Genomic DNA, 16,699 nt, shown 5'->3' with positions numbered 1-16,699 from the left:
CTCCTTGGACTGATGCGGCGAGGGTTGTCTCAGACTTCCGAAGTCATCAACTCGCGCCAGTACATCCACCAGTGCCACTGCGTGTCGTCCTTGGTGAAACCTTCGTTGACCATGCCGGGGCCGGGCCAGCCCTCGGGCGCGCCGGTCTCGTACACGGCCTGGTACTTGAGGGTCTGCTTCTTGCCCATCGCGCCCTTGGCGGAGAGGGTCATGTGGGGCCAGGTGTCGGAGTCGTCCTGCTCGACCATGCCCGAGGTGCCGAAGAGCTGGATCGTCTGCTTCAGGATGCGCTCGCGCAGCTCCTGCGGCGCGTCCTTCTCGGCCAGGATCCAGTTGACGAACTCGAGCTTGTCCGGGCCGCGCGGCACGTAGGCGTGCAGCGTCAGAGAGCCCAGCACGGAGCCGTCGGGCTGCGGGATGTAGACGAAGCCGAACAGCACGTTCGGGAAGATGCCGCCCACCTGCGGCGGCATCGTCGTCAGCACCTGCAACTGCTCGGGGCTGAGATTGCGCGCCAGCTGCTCGACCATGTCCTTGTGCATGCCGGCGGGCGGCAGCGCGTCGAGCTTCTGCTGGACGCTGAGCTCCTTCGGATCCAGGCCGGTCAGGCGCGAGATCTTGCGGGCCAGGTCGATGCAGCGCAGCGCGTGGCCATGCGGCGAACTGATCTCGACGCCGTACATCTCGGGGCTCAGGTCGGCGCTGGTGCCGTCATCGTTCTTCTTGGCATAGTTGCCGACCTCACCGAGCCAGCGGTGCAACGTCAGCGTGTGGAAGCCGTCGGCCGCGGACTGCTCGCCGGCGGCCTTCCAGTTCGCGCGGACGACGAAGCGCTGCGGCGGGCCGAGCACTTCCAGGCCGCGGTCGCTGCGCTTAAATAGGATGTCGTAATACCACTTGGCATCGCCGAGGAATTCCTCGAAGGACGGGCCCTCGATGTTCCAGGTGGCGAAGATCAGGCCGCCGTACAGGGTGACGCGCGCCTTCTTCAGGCCCAGCTCCTCCTTGCACATCATCTTGCCGTGCATGCACTCCTTCTCGACCGGCGCGCCGATGAAGTCGCCGTTCGGGCGGAAGGCCCAGCCGTGGTAGATGCACTTGTGGATCTGCGTGTTGCCGCCGTCCAGCACCGAGACGCGCATGCCGCGGTGCGGGCAGACGTTGAGCATCACGTGCACCTCGCCGGCCTTGTCACGCGAGATGATCACCTGGTCGGAGCCCATGTCGCGGACGACGAAATCGCCGGAGTTCGGGATCTCGGACTCATGGCCCAGGAAGTTCCAGATCTTGCCGAAGATGCGCTCCATCTCAAGGTCGTAGATCTCGGGATCGGAGAGGACCCTCATCTGGACTTCCCGCGTCGCGGGCATGACCAGGTCGGCGATCTTGGTGCCGTCGGCCAGCATCGGGCTCGTCTGCGTCAGCATGCTTGTGCTCCTGTATGTCTCTTCGACTAATATAAGACACTATCGACGATAGTGTGCATAAAAATAATTGGCTGGCGGCATGGGATCAACCCCACTGGACGCGCCGCTCAAAGTTCGCGGCCCTGCACGTTGCGCGCCGTTCCATTGCGCAGATCGGATTCTCCCCAGCCGAACCAGCGGTCCGGCTCGCGGGTGTCGCCGACGCGGCGCCAGCGGCCTTCCTGCTGCGCGGTCACCGGGAATCCGCCGGTGAAGTCGGCCATCTCGCCGTAGCGGTCGGGCAGGAATTCCCACTGTTCCTTGCCTTCCACGGTGATGGTGACCGACTGGGCGAACCAGCTTTCCTGCTTGTGCACGACGCGGGCATCGACGTCGGTGGTGGTGCGGATCTCGCCCTTCTCGTTCTGGAAGATCGCGTAGCCGAGATGATCGTGGCCCACCATGAAGGAGCCGGTGTCCCAGGTGCCGTCCTTGTAGATAGTGACGAAGGACCACCAGGCCACGTGCTTCTTGTTGTTGACGATCGGATCCTTGCGGAAGTGGATCGCGCCGCCGTCGACCATATAGGGCTGGTCCAGTGCCATCGCGCCCTTGACCGGCCGCCCTTCGCAGGTACCTTGCAGTTCGTAGAGCTGGGACACGTAGAACATGCCCCACTCCGGCCCCGGCAGGTACCACTGGAAGCCCTCGCCCATCAGCGCGCCGGAGAGGTCGAACAGGCCCTCTTCCTTCCAATGGATGCGTTCGCCGGACGCTGCGATGCGCCAGGCATTGCCCTCCTCGCCCGGCACGTTCTGCCAGCACATGGCGCCCTCGCTGAAGCCCCGCTCGGGCATCGCCGTCATCGCCTGGCTGGCGGTGCGGGCCTTGTCGATGCGCAGCGTCTGCCCGTCCACGCGGCTGGACTGGTAGATGAACTTCATCGGGTTGGGCGTGCTGTCCGGCGCGTTCAGCGCGCGCACGAAGGCATAGAGGTGCCCCTCCTCGTCCCGCACGCAGCCGAAGGGCGAGTGCTTGGTCAGCTTGAGGCCGTAGTAGCCCCGCGTATCGGCCAGCGTCTCGGCCGACACCTTGTACGGGGCGATCAGCATCTGGAAGGCGAAGTCGCCCCGTTCGGGCGTGTAAGAGAAGGTCTTCATCGGGGCGGCTTTCGTCAGGATGATCGGGATCAGGCGGGGGCCGTCACACGCTGGGGACGGGTGATGCGTGTGCGCAGGATGCCCAGGCCCTGGACCTCCAACTCCACCACGTCGTTGGCCTTCAGGTTGCGCAACTGTTCCAGGCCGCAACCATTGCCGACGGTGCCCGAGCCCAGGAACTCGCCCGGGTACAGGGTCTCGGAGCGGGAGATGTGCTCGATCACGTCCTCGAAGGTCCAGCGCATCGTGCTTGTACTGCCGCGGCCCCATTCCTCGCCGTTGACGCGGGCGATCATGGTCAGGTTGTACGGGTCTTCCAGCTCGTCGGTGGTCACCAGGCAGGGGCCCATCACATTGGCCGTGTCGAAGTCCTTGCTCTTGGCCGGGCCGAGCATGCCGGACATCTCCAGCGCCTGTGCGTCACGGGCGCTGATGTCGTTGAAGATCGTGTAGCCGACGATGTGCTTGCGTGCGTCCGCCTTGGCGACGTCCTTGGTCTTGCGACCGATGTAGCAGCCGAACTCCAGTTCGAAGTCGAGCGCCTTCGAGAAGCTCGGCCACACCACGTCGTCGTCCGGGCCGATCACCGCGAAGCGGTTGCACTTGTAGTAGATCGGCTGGCGGTTGAAGGTGGCGATCACGCGCTCGTCCGCCTTGGTGCTCATCGCGGCCAGCGTGGCCTCGGGGTCCGGCGTCTGCAGCGCGCGGATCTTGCGGGCCGCGGCGAAGCTCTGGCGCAGGTGCAGTTCGAAGCAGGAGCAGTCGCGCATCTGCGGCGGCGGCTGGATCGGCGCATGCAGGTGCACCTGGTGGCGCAGCAGCACGGCCACACGCGGCGCGCGTTCGACCAGCGAACGCGCATGGGCCATCGCCTCGTCTCCGGCCTCGATCAGCGAGAGCACGCTGGACAGGCTCGGCGACGTGGCGCCGTGCAGTTCGCGCTGCGCCGCCTGCAGCGAGAGGATGGCCGTGTCCTGGTCGATGAAGGCGCCGGCGTGCTGGACGCCCTGGGCGTCGGAGTAGGTGACGAGTCTCATGGTTTCTTGTTGGAAGAGTGGTCAGGTGCGGCCCGCGACGGGCAGCAGCGCGCCGGTGATCGCCGCAGCGTCATCGGACAGCAGGAACTTGATCACGCGGCCCAGGGCCTCGGGCGTGACCCAGCGGTCGAAGGCGGCATCCGGCATGTCGGCGCGGTTGGCCGGCGTGTCGATGATGCTGGGCAGCACCGCGTTGACGGTGATGCCGCGGTCCTTCAGTTCTTCGGCCAGCGCCTCGGTCAAGCGCATCACGCCGGCCTTGGACGCGGCATAGGCGCCCATGCCGGTGGCGGCCTTCACCGCGCCGAGCGCGGCGATGTTGACGATGCGGCCGCGGCCGTCGGTGCTCAGGTGCGGCAAGGCCGCCTGGCTCGCCGACACGGCGCTGCGCAGGTTCATCGCGTAGAGGCGGTCCCAGGTGTCCAGCTTGCCCTCGCCCACGGTCTCCCAGGCGAAGCCGCCGGCCACGTTGACCAGGCCGTCGACGCGCTGCCAGCGCTGCTTCACCTGAGCGAATGCAGCCGCGGCGGCGCCGGCATCGCCCAGGTCTGCGCCGCCGATGACCAGCACGCGCTCACCGCCCGGCAGCCCGGCACCCGCCGGCGCCCGATCCAGCAGCGCGACACGCGCGCCCTCCTCCAGCAGCACCGCCGCCAGCGCGCGCCCCAGCGCGCCGAAGCCCCCGGTGACCACGAAAACCCGGTCAGACAGTGAGGAAGTCATCGTGAAAACCCTCTAAGTTATACATCTTGACTGAATCTGTTCAGCTATTACACTGCTTCGACACTGATGCGTCAACCGGGAGAGCCCCTTGCTTATTGATGTCCACGCCCATCTGTTCACCGCGGGCATGTTGAACAGGCATGAGTTCTGGGGGCCGTTCATGAAGCGTCAGGGGCTGACGGTCGGCCACTTCTCGCTGGGCACCAACAAGCACCGCAAGCCGGCCGCCACCGATGCCGAGGCCGAGGCCGCGCTGCTGTCGAAGATGACCCACGCGAGCCGCCGCGCGCTGATGGCCGAGCGCGGGGTCGACAAGCTCGTCCTGTCCACGCCTTCGCATGCCTTCATGTACTGGGCCGGCGACTTCGGCAACGAGTACGCGCGCACCTGCAACGAGGAGATGTCCAAGTACTGCGCGGAGGACCCGGAGCACTTCGCCTTCTGGGGCCATGCCAACCTGGCCGACCCGAAGGAGGCCGTCAAGGAGATCGACCGGGCGGTCAGGCAGCTGGGCGCCAAGGGGCTGTGCGTGGGCGGCGCGAACTTCAACGGGCTGGAGGCCCACAGCGAGGAACTGTTCCCGCTCTGGGAGAAGCTGACCGAGCTGGACGTGCCGATCATGGTCCACGGCTACAACCAGTCCATCTGGCTGGGCGACCAGCATCACAAGGACAAGTTCGAGACCAGTTCCATCGTCGGCGACTGCGTGGACGAGACCCTGTTCTTCTGGTACCTGATCTGCGGCGGCGCGCTCGATGCCTTCCCGACGCTGAAGACCTACATCACGCATGCCGGCGGCATGGCCGTGTTCCAGCTCGGCCGCCTGGCCGAGCTGAACAAGGGCATGGCGCCGGACGCCCGCAACAAGCGCCCGCTGATGGACTACCTGCCCAATTTCTACTTCGACCTCGACGTGCATTCGCCCGCGCTGCGCCGCGGCGTGCTGGAGGTCGTCGGCGTGGACCGGCTGGTCCACGGCACCAATTTCGGCGGCGCCTACGACAATGGCGATCCGACCGAGGGCCTGGGCCTGGAAGGCGCAGACCGCGAGAAGATCCGCGCCGGCAATGCGATCGAGCTGCTGAAGCTTCAGCCATGAGCCGCAAGCTGCCCGCGCTGACGCCGGACACCGCGCCGTTCTGGCAAGGCGGTGCCGATGGCGTGCTGAACATCCACCGCTGCGCCGCCTGCTCGCGCTGGTTCCATCCGCCGGCGCCGATCTGTCCGCACTGCCGCAGCTTCGATGTCGCCCCGAAGCCGGTGTCCGGTCGCGGCAAGGTGCTGGCCTTCACGATCAACGAGCAGGCCTGGACGCCCGAATTGCAGACACCGTACGTGGTCGCCATCATCGAGCTGGCCGAACAGGCCGGGCTGCGGCTGACCAGCAATATCGTGCGCTGCTCGCCGCAGGAGGTGCGCATCGACATGCCGGTGCGCGTGATCTTCGAGCAGCAGGAGGACGTCTGGATCCCGCTGTTCGCTCCGCTTGAATCAAGGCTTAGCGATGTTTGACCGGGTGTTCGAGAAGGACGTCGCCATCACCGGCATCGGGCAATCCGAGATCGGCCGGCCCTCCACCAAGTCCGCGATGAGGCTGACGCTGGACGCCGCGCTGGAGGCCATCCAGGACGCGGGCCTCACGCCCGCCGACATCGACGGCGTCTCCTGCTGGCCGGGCGACAACAACAACGGCAACAGCTTCTCGCCGGTCGGCCCGAACGCGCTGATCAGCGCCATGGGCTTGCAGGTGAACTGGTTCGGCGGTGGCTACGAAGGCCCGGGGCCACTGGCCGGTGTGATCAATGGCGCGATGGCGATCGCCGCCGGCCTGGCCCGCCATGTGCTGGTGTTCCGCACGATCACCGAGGCCAGCAGCCGCCAGGTCGACAAGGGCGCCTCGGCTCTGACCAACAAGACCAGCGGCCGCGACACCAGCTATTTCTGGCAGTGGTACACGCCGTTCAACGTGCTCTCCGCCGTCAACCTGATGGCGATGTACGCGCAGCGGCACTTCCACGAGTTCGGCACCCGCTCTGAGCAACTGGCTCAGATCGCCCTCACCTGCCGCCGCAACGCGATGCTCAATCCCAAGGCGGTGATGCGCAAGCCGATGGGCATGGACGACTACATGGCCTCGCGGATGATCTCCACGCCGCTGCGCATGTTCGACTGCGACGTGCACTGCGATGCCTCGACGGCGCTTGTCCTGTCGCGCGCCGATGCCGCGAAGGACGGGCCGAACGCGCCGATCCGCATCGAGGCGATCGGGGCGGCCCTGCACCAGCCCTGGTCCTGGGACCAGATCTCGCTGACCGAGGGCGCGGCCTTCGACGTCGGCCGGATGATGTGGAACCGCACGGACCTGAAGCCGGGCGATGTGGGCAGCGCCCAGCTCTACGACGGCTTCTCCATCCTGACGATGATCTGGCTTGAGGCGATGGGCCTGTGCCCGCGCGGCGAGAGCGGTGCCTTCGTCGAGGGCGGCGCCCGCATAGCGCGCGACGGCGTGCTGCCGCTCAACACCAATGGCGGCCAGCTCTCCGGCGGGCGCACGCATGGCCTGGGCTACGTGCACGAAGCCTGCACCCAGCTCTGGAACCGCGCGGGCGAGCGCCAGATCGCGCCGCATCAGGTCTCGGTATGCGCCTCCGGTGGCGGACCGCTCGGCGGCAGCCTGCTACTTGTCAGGGACTGAAGAAATCTCGATGAAAACCAACACCGCCGCGATCGACCTCACCGAGTTCAAGCAGGGCTGGCGCATCGTCATCCTGGCCATGCTCGGCCTGGCCATCAATGCCAACGCCTCGATGCTGTATGCCTTCGGCTCCTTCGTGATCCCGCTGCAGACGGCCTTCGGCTGGGCACGGGGCGAGATCCAGGCGGCCGTCACCTTCCTGTTCGCCAGTGCCGTCGTCGCATCGCAGATCGTGCCGTGGCTGAACCTGCGCTACGGCATGAAGCGGGTGACCTGCGCCTCGCTGGTGTGCCTGGCGCTGAGCTTCGCGCTGATCTCGCTGATGGGGCCGTCGATCGCCTGGCTGTACTTCTTCTTCGCACTGCTGCCGCTGGCGAGCATGGGCACGATCCACGTGACCTGGACCTACCTCGTGAACCTCTGGTTCGTGCGCAACCGGGGCCTGGGGCTGGCGCTGGTGCTGTCGGGCACGGGCATCTCCGCCGCACTGCTGCCCTCGGCCGTGACCTGGGCCATCGGCCGCTGGGGTTGGCAGGGCGGATTCTGGCTGTTGGCGACCCTGCCGGTGCTGGTGGTGCTGCCCTTCGCCGTGGTCTGGATGAAGGAGCCCGCCGGCATCGCGCCGCGTGCCGACGGCACACGGCCGGCCGCCGTGGTGGCGGGCGGGCTGACGTTTGCGCAGGGCCTGCGTTCGATGCGTTTCTGGTTGCTGAACATCGGCCTGTCGCTGGTGGTCGGCGCCATCGTCACGATGGTCTCCAACACCGTGCCGATGCTGCGCGACAAGGGCCTCAGCGCTGCTGCCGCGGGCGCGGTGTTCGGCGGCTTCGGCCTGTCGCTGATCGGCGGCCGCGTGCTGGTGGGCTATCTGATCGACCGTCTGTGGGCGCCGGGCGTGGCTGCCGTGGCGCTGGCCCTGCCCGCGCTGGGTTGCCTGCTGCTGGCGACGACCGGTGCCGAGCAGACCGGCATCCTGCTGCTCGCCACTGCGCTGGTCGGCCTGGGCGCCGGCGCCGAGTTCGACATCGCCGCCTACCTGATGTCCCGCTATTTCGGCCTGCGCGACTACGGGCGCCTGTTCGGCGTGCACCTCGGCCTGATCACGGCGGCCGGCGCGCTGGCGCCGTGGCTCAGTGGCGTCGTCTACAAGAGCACCGGCAACTACCTGATGATGCTGACCCTGTGCGGATCGGCCTTCCTGATCGGCGCGGCCAGCCTGCTGCCGTTGGGGCGCTATCCGAAGTTTGATTGACCAGGAAAGAAGAAGGCTGTCGAGATGTCTGCGTTGAATTCAGTCGTGATCGTCGGCGGCGGCCAGGCCGGCTTCCAGACCGCCGCCTCGCTGCGCCAGGAGGGCTTTGCCGGGCGCATCACCATCGTCGGCGATGAACCCGGCGTGCCCTACCAGCGGCCGCCGCTGTCCAAGGCCTACCTGCTGGGCAAGATCGGCGCGCATGCGATCCGCTTCCGGCAGCCCGAGTACTTCGAGGAGCACCGGATCGAGCGGCTGCATGACAGCGTGACCCGCATCGACCGCGCGGCGCGGCATGTGGAACTGGCCTCGGGCACGATGATCCCGTACGACCACCTGGTGCTCGCCACAGGCGCGCGCAACCGCGTGCCCGACCTTCCTGGCATCGAGCTGGACGGCGTGATCGGCCTGCGCACGCTGGCCGATGCGAATGCCCTCTCGCCGCGCATCGCCAGCATCCGCAATGCGGTCGTCATCGGCGCTGGCTTCATCGGCCTGGAGTTCGCCGCAGTGGCCGCAGCCAAGGGCGTGGCGGTGCATGTGATCGAGCTGGGCGAGCGGCCGATGGCACGCGCCATCTCCAGGCCCATGTCCGACCTGTTCACCGCGGGCCATGCCAGCTGGGGCGTGCAGATCGACTTCAGGCAGAAGCTGCGGCGCATCGTCGGCACCGAGGGCAAGGTCAGTGGCGTGGAGCTGGAGGACGGACGCGTGATCGCGGCCGACCTCGTGGTCTACGGCATCGGCGTACTGCCCAATGCGGAACTGGCGGCGGCAGCCGGCCTCACGGTCAGCAACGGCATCTGCGTGGACGAACTGCTGCTGACCAGCGACCCGGACATCTCGGCGATTGGCGATGCGGCGAGCTTCATGAGCTGCCATGCCGACAGGCCGGTTCGACTGGAGTCCGTGCAGAACGCGGTGGACCAGGGCAAGGCCGTCGCCGCCCGGCTGATGGGCAAGCCCGCGCCCTACACCGCCCTGCCCTGGTTCTGGACCGACCAGGGCGCGCTGCGTCTGCAGATCGCCGGCCTGGCCGACGGGCACGACGAGACCGTGCAGATCGGCGCCGCCGATGGCCACCAGTTGGCCGTGCTCTGCTTCCGCCAGGGCCGCCTGATTGCCGTCGAGACCGCCAACCGCACGGCCGACCACATGGCCGCCCGCAAGCTGCTCGCGCGCAACACGCCGCTGACGCCGGCCCAGGCGCGCGAGCCGGGTTTTGAACTGAAGGCCTACGAGGCCGCGACCAAAGACATCACCTGAGGATCACCATGAAAGCAGCAGTCATTGCGGAACGCGGCGTCGCCCCCGTCCTGACCGAGTTCCGTGAACCCGAGCCGCGCGAAGGCGCCCTGTTGATCGAGATGGACACGGCAGGCCTCGGCGGCTGGGATGTGCTCGGTGCCTACCGCCTCGGCGTCGAGTTCCCTTGCGTCATCCGCGGCGAAGGCGTAGGCCGCCTGAAGGACGGCCAGCGCGTCTACTTCGGCGAGCGCTCGGTGCAGCCCTTCGGCGCCTGGGCCGAGCGAACGCTGGTGCCGGCGGAGGAAGTCTGGGCCGTGCCGGACGACGTGGACGATAAAACCGCGATCAGCATGGGCATCGCCGCCACCGGCGCACTGGTGCCGCTGGAGAAGGCCGCGATCCAGAAGGGCGAGAACGTGCTAATCCTCGGCGCCACCGGCACGCTGGGCCAGATCGCGCTGCAGCTCGCCCGGCACATGGGTGCGGGCCGCGTGGTGGCGGCGGCCCGTTCGGAAGAGTCGCTGCAGCGACTGGTCAGCCGCGGCCTGGCCGATGCGGGCATCAAGCTCGGCGGTGCCGACGACGTCGCCGCGCTGAAGGACGCCTCCAACGGCGGCTTCGACGTCGTGCTGGACCTCGTCTGCGGCCAGCCGCTGCTCTCGGCGCTGAAGGCCACGCGATGGGGCGCCCGCATCATGACCATCGGCACCGGCGCCGGCCGCCAGATCAACCTGGACATCGCCGACCTGCTGTTCCGCACCCTCTCCTGCATCGGCACCGGCCAGCGCCCGCCGGCCGATCGCCGCGCGATCTGGGAGCGGCTGCTGCAGATCGACCGCGAGAACAAGATCGCCATCGACTATCTGGACTTCAGCTTCGACCAGGCAGTCGAGGCTTGGGCCGCTCAGGTGGCGGGGCCGCATGCGAAGGTGACGGCGCGGATGCGTTGAGCCTGGCCGGGCCGCCTCGACAACACGAAATCGCAACACCTCCCGTGCCGGAGCACTGCGAGTTTCCTTCCCGGCCAGGTCGTCAGTTCACGCCGGCCGCGATCGCCTCTTTCACGCCTTCTTCCTGCAGCGGCCGATCGGCGCCGGGCAGATGCAAGGCGGCCTCGGCGGGCACCGGCGTCGCACAGTCCTTGTGGATGACGCCGTCCTTCATCACCAACTGCACCTTGGCCGGGTCCAGAAGCAGCGCGAGGTCCTTGAGCGGGTCGCCGTCCACCAAGACGATGTCCGCCAGGAATCCCGGCTTCAACTGGCCCAGCTCATCGGGCTTCATCATGATCTGTCCCCCGAGCTTGGTGGCGGCGCGAAGTGCCTCGGCAGGCGTCATGCCGATGTAGTCCACGAAATACTGGAGATCGTTGGCATTCGTGCCATGGGGCATCCAGGCAAAGCCATAGTCGCCGCCGGGCAGGATGCGAATGCCGCGCTTGTGCATCTTGCGCAGCGACTCGGATGCGATTTCCAGTTCGCGCTTGTAGCCCATGGCCTCGGCGACGGCCGGCGTGATGCCGAACTCGGAGGCGTTGTAGCAGGTGCGGATCAGCCAGCCGATGCCGGGCGCGACGAAGTGCTTGTCCTTGTTCGCTTCCAGCATGTCCAGCGCCTCTTCGTCCGCGAAGCTGGCGTGATAGACCATCTCGATGCCGTGGCGCACGCATTGCTTGACCGACTCGCTGGAGCGCGCATGTGCTGCCATCCGCTTGCCGTAGCGCTTGGCTTCCTGCGACAGCATGGCGACCTCCTCTTCGGAAAACGGCGACATCTCGGCTGGCAGGCCGGCGATGTACTCGCCTGAGAGATTGATCTTCAGGTGATCGACGCCGTACTTGATGAAGGTGCGTGCCGAGCGGCGGATTTCCTCGGGCCCGCTGCAGACGCTGCCGAAGCTCAGCTCATCGAAGGGCATGTGCGGCAGCGTGTTATCGCCCAGGGCACCAATGGTGGTGATTTCCTGGCTGCCGGCCAAGTAGCGCGGGCCGGGGTACTCGCCGGCAAGGATGGCGTTCCGAAGCACGACATCCAGGCGGGGCTTGGCGGCCGCGGCGCCGATGGCTGAAGTCCAGCCCATGTCCAGGTAGCGCTTGGCCACGCGCATGCACCACAGGATGTGTTCCTCGGGCGGCATGAACTGGATAGCCGCCAGCGAGGGCTGGTCGTTCCAGGAGAAATGGGTGTGGGCCTCGGTCATGCCCGGCATGAGGAATCTGCCGCGGCCATCGATGACGCGGGTGGCGCCCTCCGTGTTCACCTTGCCCGGCGTGCGGGTCACATCAATGATGCGATTGCCCTCGATGAGGACCTCGCCCAGGAAGGTGTCTTCGCCGCTGCCGTCGAAGATGTTGACGTTCGTGAATGCAATTTTGGACATGACAGTCTCCTTCGGCCCCGCTTCGGAGGCCGTTTGGTGGGTGAAACGGGGGTGTGTGGCCGGCGGCTAGCGGATGCTTGCGTAGAAGTGCTGCAGCTCCTGCATGCACGCTTGTGGCTTCTCGAAGGTCGTCCAGTGACCACAGCCATCGAGCAGGGCCATGCGGCTGCCGTCGATGCGTTCTTTCATCAGCGTCACGTTGGCCACAGGGGCGACGCCGTCTTGGTCGCCGGTGACCAGCAAGACGGGAATCCGAATACTCTCGATCAAGGCCGACTGGGCGGCAGCGAGCGCTTCGCAGCTCTGCGCGTAGCCCTCCGACGATTGGCGCATTACGCTCTCGCGAACAAGAGCGACTACGGCGGGCTGCTCCGCCTTGGTTTCCTTGCTGGTGGCGCCCTTGACGATCGCGTCTGCAATCTCCTGCATTGCGGTGAGCCCATTTCGGGCCAGTGCTGCGCGTGCTGTGATGTTCGGCCGCGCAGCCTCAGGCGGCGCCACGAGCGGACCGAACAAGGCCAGCGATTTGACCTTTGCGGGAGACCGGACTGCCAAGTGCTGCGCAACGATGGTCCCGAGGGAGTGGGCGACGACATGCACGACGCCAATGCCCAACTCGCTCAGCAATTGATCAAGCGCTTCGACGTAGAGCTCGATGGAGAGCTTCTCATCCGGCAACTCGGAGCGTGCGCTGCCCGGCAGATCCGGGCGGATGATGGTGAAGCCCTTGAATGCACTCATCACGGGCGTCCAGGTGTTCGAGGAGCCGCCGAGGCCGTGAATGCATAGCAGTGCTTCGGCCTGTCCGATCTCGGTGCCGTCCAGTTCGACAGTCAAGCCGTTGACGATTCGCGTGGTCATGGCGGCCTCAGACGAACTTGTTTTCGATGGAGCCCAGGCCGTCGACCTCGATGAGGACGACGTCGCCTGCACTCAGGTAGCGAGGGGGCTTCATGCCCATGCCCACGCCGGCCGGCGTGCCGGTGGCGATCACATCGCCGGGATAGAGCGTGATGCCGCGCGAGATCGTCTCGATCAGCGTCGGGATGTCGAAGATCATGTTTTCGGTCGGGCCGTCCTGGCGCAGTTCGCCATTGACCCAGCAGCGCACGCGCGTCTTGGTGCCGTCGAACTCGTCGGCGGTGACGATCCACGGCCCCATCGGGCAGAAGGTGTCGAAGGACTTGCCCATGTCCCACTGCTGGTGGCGGATCTGCACGTCGCGCGCCGTCACGTCGTTGACGATCGTGTAGCCGAAAACATGCTTCAGCGCATCGGCCTTCGTGATGTTCTTGCCGCCCTTGCCGATGACCACGGTCAGTTCGGCTTCATAGTCGATCTGGTCAGAGACGCCGACCGGAATACTCACGTCGTCATGCGGGCCGACCACGCACTCGGGCACCTTGGTGAAGACGATGGGCCAGGACTCGGGATTCGCATCGTTGTCCTTAAACACCGAGGCCTGCAGTTCCTTGGCATGCGCGTGGTAGTTGCGGCCGACGCACCAGAGATTGCGGCGCGGCAGCGGCAGCGGCGCCTGGAGTTGCACGTCGCTCAGGGGAATGGCGGCGCCGGCCGGGGCAGGCAAGGCCTTGCCGTCCACGCTCAGCTCGATCAGCGCCTGCGCGCCGCGCCCGGCCTGTTCCTCCGTCAGGGCGACCGGGGTGACCGTCTTCCCGTCGGCCGACACGAGCCCGACCTGGCGCTTTCCGTTCAGCAAAAAGGTGGCAATACGCATGTTCATCTCCTTCATCGTTGCTTGGGTTGTCGTGAGCTGCCGAAACCCGTTTCCGGGCAGCGTCGAACGATGGGAGGACTGTAGAAATGAGGGCCCGGCTGCGCTTCTCACCGCGTCGGACGACTTATCCCAGAGTCAGATTCCGTGCTAGGTGTTTTCCCGGCGCAGGCGTGCGGACGTACCATCGCTGCATAGTGGCTGGTGAAGCCTCAGAGCAGATGGAGACACGACGTTGGAGACTTACGCCTTACACGAAGGCGCCTTCGGGCGGGCCGTTGTCCTCGAGTTGCGCGACGACCTGATCGCCCACGCCCACGCGGAGGTGCAACTGGCGCTCTGGCTGGGTGGCGCACGTGTCGAGGGGCACGTGGGCTCTGAGCTGGTGCCCTATGGCGAACATCTGGCGCTGGGCACGAACTCTTACGAGTCGCATGACGCACGCCTGCTCGACCGCAGCGGCCCGGCTGTGTTCCTGGTGCTCTACATCGCCAAGCCCTGGCTGGACCAGCGCCGCGACCTGACCGGCCGGCCCTTCCACTTCGCCTCGCCGCGCGTGCCCATCGATCCCGCGGTGCGCCAGAGCTGCTGGCGGGTGCTCGACAAGATCGTGTCGCCCCACGAACATCCCGGCGCCGATGTCGATGGCGAGGTCGAGAACCTCCTGTCCGCGGCCATCGAGTCGTCGATGACGTCGGCCGTCGGCACCGATCGCCTCACGGCGACGCCGACGCTGAACCACCGGCTGCGATCAGCGATCGCCTACATGCGCGAGCACGTGAACGAGCCGATCGGCGTCGAGGAAATCGCCGCGAAGGTGGGCCTGTCGCGAGGGCATTTCTTCGCGCTGTTCCGGGATCAGCTCCACACGACGCCGCAGGTCTTCTGGAGCGCGGTGCGGGTGGAAGAGGCGGTGCGCCGGCTGGTCCAGCAGGAAGAGCCGCTGACCTCGGTGGCGTTGGACCTCGGCTTTTCGTCGCCCGGCAACTTCTCGCGCTTCTTCCGCGACCACATGGGTGTTTCGCCGTCGAGGTTCCGCCAGGTCGCCTCAGTTGCGGCGCCTCGATTGCTGACGGGCGTTGCCTAAAGGCTTTCGCCCCGCGCTCCATGCGGGGAGCGAGCACGCAGTACAGGCCCAAGGCTGGCAGCACCGATTTCCGCGGCCAGCTGCGGAGACATGTAGATGGCACCTCGTTCCATGCGAAGACGGCCCTCTCCCAATCTCCCAATAAGCTCATCGATCATCGACCTCAACACTTGCTGGGACACATGCAGGCGCCGCGAAGCGAATGCGAGGTTCGGGTAAGTGCACAGCACGCGCAGAACGCGCAACTGCCGATGACTCAAATGCTGCAAGTCCGTTGAAAGTCGAAGGTCGCCTTCCATTCCCGCAGCACGCGACGACTGCGCTCAGAGCTTGTTCGACCCCTGCCGCTCGAAGTACTCGCTCAAGGGCACCATCGCGGGCGAGTGGCTGGTGAAACCGCCGTCGACGGGAATAGTCGCGCCGGTGATGAAGGACGACTCCTCGCTGGCCAGGAAGGCCACGACGTCGGCGATCTGGCGCGGGCTGCCCAGCTGCGGGGTCAGGTGTTGCGCCAACAGGATCTGCTTGACCTCTTCGGGCACCGTCTTCTGCGCATGGTCATTGACGACGAAGCCGATCATGATGGCGTTGGAGCGGATGCCCTTCTTGCCGAACTGTGCGGCGATCGAGCGAGAGAGCGCCATCAGCGCCGCCTTGGAGGCGGCGTAGGCCGTCAGCGTCACGTCGCCCAATTGGCCGAAGCCCGAGGTGGAGTGGATGATCGAGCCGCCGCCGGTCTTCAGCATCACCGGCACCACGTGCTTGCTGCATAGCATGGCGCCGCGGGCGTTGACGTCCAGCGCCCGGTCCCAGGCGTCGATCGAGACGTTGCAGACGTCGCGGTCGGCCTGGCGCTGCGGCACGTCGAGCGCGGCGGCGTTGTTGTGCAGCACGTCGATGCGGCCGAAGCGCTGGGCGACGGCTTCAGCCATGCCCATGATGTCGGACTCGGAGGTCAGGTCCACCTTGACGGCCATGGCCTCGCCGCCGGCCGCCTCGATCTCGGCCACGACGCCCTGCGCCGCCTCGAGGTTGATGTCGACGATCGCCACTCGTGCGCCCTGCGAGGCCAGCACCCGCGCTGTCTCGGCGCCCAGGCCGTGGGCCGCGCCGGTGACGATGGCGACCTTGCCCGCCAGGCGGTCTCTGCTTGAATAACTCATTGCGTGCTCGCTCCCGGTGGTTTCGTCAAAGGCCGCTGAACTTCGGCGCGCGCTTCTCGCGGAAGGCCAGCGCCGCTTCCTTCACATCATGCATCGGGGCCAGCAGCGCAAACAGGTCGAGCTCCAGGTCCAACCCGCTCTTGAGGTCCAGCTGCAGCGCCGCGCGTGCCGCCTGCTTGGCATAGGCGGTGGCCACCGGCGGCTTGGCGGCGATCTGCTGCGCCAGCGCCCGCACTTCGTCGATCATCGTTGTGGCGCTCGTCGCCACGCGGGTCACCAGGCCCATGGCCTTGGCTTCCTCGGCGCCGACGCGCCCGCCGGTGAGCAGCAGGTCCAGCGCGCGGCCCGGGCCCACCACCCGCGGCAGTCGCTGCGTGCCGCCGCCGCCGGGAATCAGGCCGAGGCCGGTCTCCGGCAGCGCCAGCACCACGTCGGGCGAGACGAAGCGGATGTCGCAGGCCAGCGCCAGTTCCATGCCGCCGCCCATGCAGTAGCCATGGATCGCGGCGATCACCGGCTTCTCCAGGCGATCCAGCGATTCGATCCAGCGCGAGCCCTGCATGCGGCGGCGCACTTGCAGCGAGGTCTCGGCCGCCCGGCGTTCCTTGATGTCCGCGCCGGCGCAGAAGCCACGCGGGCCTTCGCCGCGGATCACGATCACGCGGATGCCGGCGTCGGCCTCCAGCTCGGCCAGCGCGGCCGGGACGCCCTTGCGGATGTCGTCGTTGATCGCGTTGATCTGGTCCGGGCGGTTCAGGACGATCCAGCCGACCTCGCCTTCGCGGTCGATGCGAACTGCTGCTGCGTCGGACAT

Annotated in this window: 16 protein-coding genes; 7 read left to right on the top strand and 9 right to left on the bottom strand. The window is 66.9% G+C overall.

All coding sequences use genetic code 11. The features are described from left to right. Window positions 1-29: 29 nt before the first annotated feature. The 4 genes from B0W88_RS04450 to B0W88_RS04435 form a co-directional block, all read right to left on the bottom strand. On the bottom strand, window positions 30-1,427 hold the full coding sequence (locus tag B0W88_RS04450) for an aromatic ring-hydroxylating dioxygenase subunit alpha (RefSeq protein ID WP_077033450.1): 1,398 nt from the start codon (window positions 1,425-1,427) through the stop codon (window positions 30-32). Window positions 1,428-1,534: 107 nt separating this feature from the next. Beyond that, complete coding sequence (locus B0W88_RS04445; protein ID WP_077033449.1) at window positions 1,535-2,566, bottom strand: hypothetical protein; 1,032 nt, start codon at window positions 2,564-2,566, stop codon at window positions 1,535-1,537. Between the two features lie 29 nt (window positions 2,567-2,595). Next, window positions 2,596-3,603, bottom strand: a complete 1,008-nt coding sequence (locus B0W88_RS04440) for a fumarylacetoacetate hydrolase family protein (protein ID WP_077033448.1) — start codon at window positions 3,601-3,603, stop codon at window positions 2,596-2,598. 21 nt (window positions 3,604-3,624) lie between these two features. Further along, complete coding sequence (locus B0W88_RS04435) at window positions 3,625-4,326, bottom strand: SDR family NAD(P)-dependent oxidoreductase (RefSeq protein WP_077033447.1); 702 nt, start codon at window positions 4,324-4,326, stop codon at window positions 3,625-3,627. A gap of 127 nt (window positions 4,327-4,453) precedes the next feature. Between B0W88_RS04435 and B0W88_RS04430 the strand changes: the two genes are divergently transcribed. The 6 genes from B0W88_RS04430 to B0W88_RS04405 are packed head-to-tail and all read left to right on the top strand — an operon-like array spanning window position 4,454 to window position 10,471. Beyond that, complete coding sequence (locus B0W88_RS04430; protein WP_233151620.1) at window positions 4,454-5,425, top strand: amidohydrolase family protein; 972 nt, start codon at window positions 4,454-4,456, stop codon at window positions 5,423-5,425. Next, window positions 5,422-5,838, top strand: coding sequence for a Zn-ribbon domain-containing OB-fold protein (locus B0W88_RS04425; RefSeq protein WP_077033445.1), 417 nt, complete (start codon window positions 5,422-5,424; stop codon window positions 5,836-5,838). The genes B0W88_RS04430 and B0W88_RS04425 overlap by 4 nt, the downstream gene beginning before the upstream one ends. Next, the gene (locus tag B0W88_RS04420; RefSeq protein WP_077033444.1) at window positions 5,831-7,021 is read left to right on the top strand and encodes a thiolase family protein; all 1,191 of its coding nucleotides are present in this window, start codon (window positions 5,831-5,833) and stop codon (window positions 7,019-7,021) included. Before B0W88_RS04425 ends, B0W88_RS04420 begins: the two co-directional genes overlap by 8 nt. A 10-nt stretch (window positions 7,022-7,031) precedes the next feature. Then, window positions 7,032-8,273 carry an MFS transporter gene (locus tag B0W88_RS04415; protein WP_077033443.1) on the top strand — a complete coding sequence of 414 codons (1,242 nt, stop codon included), beginning with the start codon at window positions 7,032-7,034 and terminating at the stop codon, window positions 8,271-8,273. A gap of 24 nt (window positions 8,274-8,297) precedes the next feature. After that, window positions 8,298-9,539 carry an NAD(P)/FAD-dependent oxidoreductase gene (locus tag B0W88_RS04410; RefSeq protein WP_077033442.1) on the top strand — a complete coding sequence of 414 codons (1,242 nt, stop codon included), beginning with the start codon at window positions 8,298-8,300 and terminating at the stop codon, window positions 9,537-9,539. 8 nt (window positions 9,540-9,547) lie between these two features. Next, on the top strand, window positions 9,548-10,471 hold the full coding sequence (locus B0W88_RS04405; protein ID WP_077033441.1) for a zinc-binding dehydrogenase: 924 nt from the start codon (window positions 9,548-9,550) through the stop codon (window positions 10,469-10,471). 82 nt (window positions 10,472-10,553) lie between these two features. Here the strand turns inward: B0W88_RS04405 and B0W88_RS04400 are convergent, their stop codons facing one another. The 3 genes from B0W88_RS04400 to B0W88_RS04390 all read right to left on the bottom strand — a co-directional run bounded on the left by B0W88_RS04400 (window position 10,554) and on the right by B0W88_RS04390 (window position 13,638). Further along, window positions 10,554-11,900: an amidohydrolase family protein gene (locus B0W88_RS04400; RefSeq protein ID WP_077033440.1), complete on the bottom strand. Its 1,347-nt coding sequence runs from the start codon at window positions 11,898-11,900 to the stop codon at window positions 10,554-10,556. 66 nt (window positions 11,901-11,966) lie between these two features. Continuing rightward, window positions 11,967-12,761: an alpha/beta fold hydrolase gene (locus B0W88_RS04395; RefSeq protein WP_077033439.1), complete on the bottom strand. Its 795-nt coding sequence runs from the start codon at window positions 12,759-12,761 to the stop codon at window positions 11,967-11,969. 7 nt (window positions 12,762-12,768) lie between these two features. Further along, window positions 12,769-13,638, bottom strand: a complete 870-nt coding sequence (locus B0W88_RS04390) for a fumarylacetoacetate hydrolase family protein (RefSeq protein ID WP_077033464.1) — start codon at window positions 13,636-13,638, stop codon at window positions 12,769-12,771. Window positions 13,639-13,924: 286 nt separating this feature from the next. Between B0W88_RS04390 and B0W88_RS04385 the strand changes: the two genes are divergently transcribed. Then, window positions 13,925-14,722, top strand: coding sequence for an AraC family transcriptional regulator (locus tag B0W88_RS04385; protein ID WP_233151619.1), 798 nt, complete (start codon window positions 13,925-13,927; stop codon window positions 14,720-14,722). Between the two features lie 323 nt (window positions 14,723-15,045). Here B0W88_RS04385 and B0W88_RS04380 read toward each other — a convergent pair whose 3' ends face one another. After that, window positions 15,046-15,885 (bottom strand): SDR family NAD(P)-dependent oxidoreductase, encoded by an 840-nt coding sequence (locus B0W88_RS04380; RefSeq protein WP_077033437.1) that lies wholly within the window; start codon window positions 15,883-15,885, stop codon window positions 15,046-15,048. A gap of 25 nt (window positions 15,886-15,910) precedes the next feature. After that, window positions 15,911-16,699 (bottom strand): enoyl-CoA hydratase/isomerase family protein, encoded by a 789-nt coding sequence (locus B0W88_RS32870; protein WP_077033436.1) that lies wholly within the window; start codon window positions 16,697-16,699, stop codon window positions 15,911-15,913.

Source organism: Pelomonas sp. KK5 (assembly GCF_001984095.1).
Classification (GTDB): Bacteria; Pseudomonadota; Gammaproteobacteria; order Burkholderiales; family Burkholderiaceae_C; genus KK5.
This window is presented reverse-complemented; position numbering and strand designations above follow the sequence as displayed.

What these genes read in the sequence shown, in the direction of transcription:
- B0W88_RS04445 (WP_077033449.1), bottom strand. Translation starts at nt 2,566, where the DNA reads ATGAAGACCTTCTCTTACACGCCCGAACGGGGCGACTTCGCCTTCCAG.
- B0W88_RS04440 (WP_077033448.1), bottom strand. Translation starts at nt 3,603, where the DNA reads ATGAGACTCGTCACCTACTCCGACGCCCAGGGCGTCCAGCACGCCGGC.
- B0W88_RS04420 (WP_077033444.1), top strand. Translation starts at nt 5,831, where the DNA reads ATGTTTGACCGGGTGTTCGAGAAGGACGTCGCCATCACCGGCATCGGG.
- B0W88_RS04435 (WP_077033447.1), bottom strand. Translation starts at nt 4,326, where the DNA reads ATGACTTCCTCACTGTCTGACCGGGTTTTCGTGGTCACCGGGGGCTTC.
- B0W88_RS32870 (WP_077033436.1), bottom strand. Translation starts at nt 16,699, where the DNA reads ATGTCCGACGCAGCAGCAGTTCGCATCGACCGCGAAGGCGAGGTCGGC.
- B0W88_RS04450 (WP_077033450.1), bottom strand. Translation starts at nt 1,427, where the DNA reads ATGCTGACGCAGACGAGCCCGATGCTGGCCGACGGCACCAAGATCGCC.
- B0W88_RS04400 (WP_077033440.1), bottom strand. Translation starts at nt 11,900, where the DNA reads ATGTCCAAAATTGCATTCACGAACGTCAACATCTTCGACGGCAGCGGC.
- B0W88_RS04405 (WP_077033441.1), top strand. Translation starts at nt 9,548, where the DNA reads ATGAAAGCAGCAGTCATTGCGGAACGCGGCGTCGCCCCCGTCCTGACC.
- B0W88_RS04380 (WP_077033437.1), bottom strand. Translation starts at nt 15,885, where the DNA reads ATGAGTTATTCAAGCAGAGACCGCCTGGCGGGCAAGGTCGCCATCGTC.
- B0W88_RS04390 (WP_077033464.1), bottom strand. Translation starts at nt 13,638, where the DNA reads ATGCGTATTGCCACCTTTTTGCTGAACGGAAAGCGCCAGGTCGGGCTC.
- B0W88_RS04415 (WP_077033443.1), top strand. Translation starts at nt 7,032, where the DNA reads ATGAAAACCAACACCGCCGCGATCGACCTCACCGAGTTCAAGCAGGGC.
- B0W88_RS04410 (WP_077033442.1), top strand. Translation starts at nt 8,298, where the DNA reads ATGTCTGCGTTGAATTCAGTCGTGATCGTCGGCGGCGGCCAGGCCGGC.
- B0W88_RS04430 (WP_233151620.1), top strand. Translation starts at nt 4,454, where the DNA reads ATGTTGAACAGGCATGAGTTCTGGGGGCCGTTCATGAAGCGTCAGGGG.
- B0W88_RS04425 (WP_077033445.1), top strand. Translation starts at nt 5,422, where the DNA reads ATGAGCCGCAAGCTGCCCGCGCTGACGCCGGACACCGCGCCGTTCTGG.
- B0W88_RS04395 (WP_077033439.1), bottom strand. Translation starts at nt 12,761, where the DNA reads ATGACCACGCGAATCGTCAACGGCTTGACTGTCGAACTGGACGGCACC.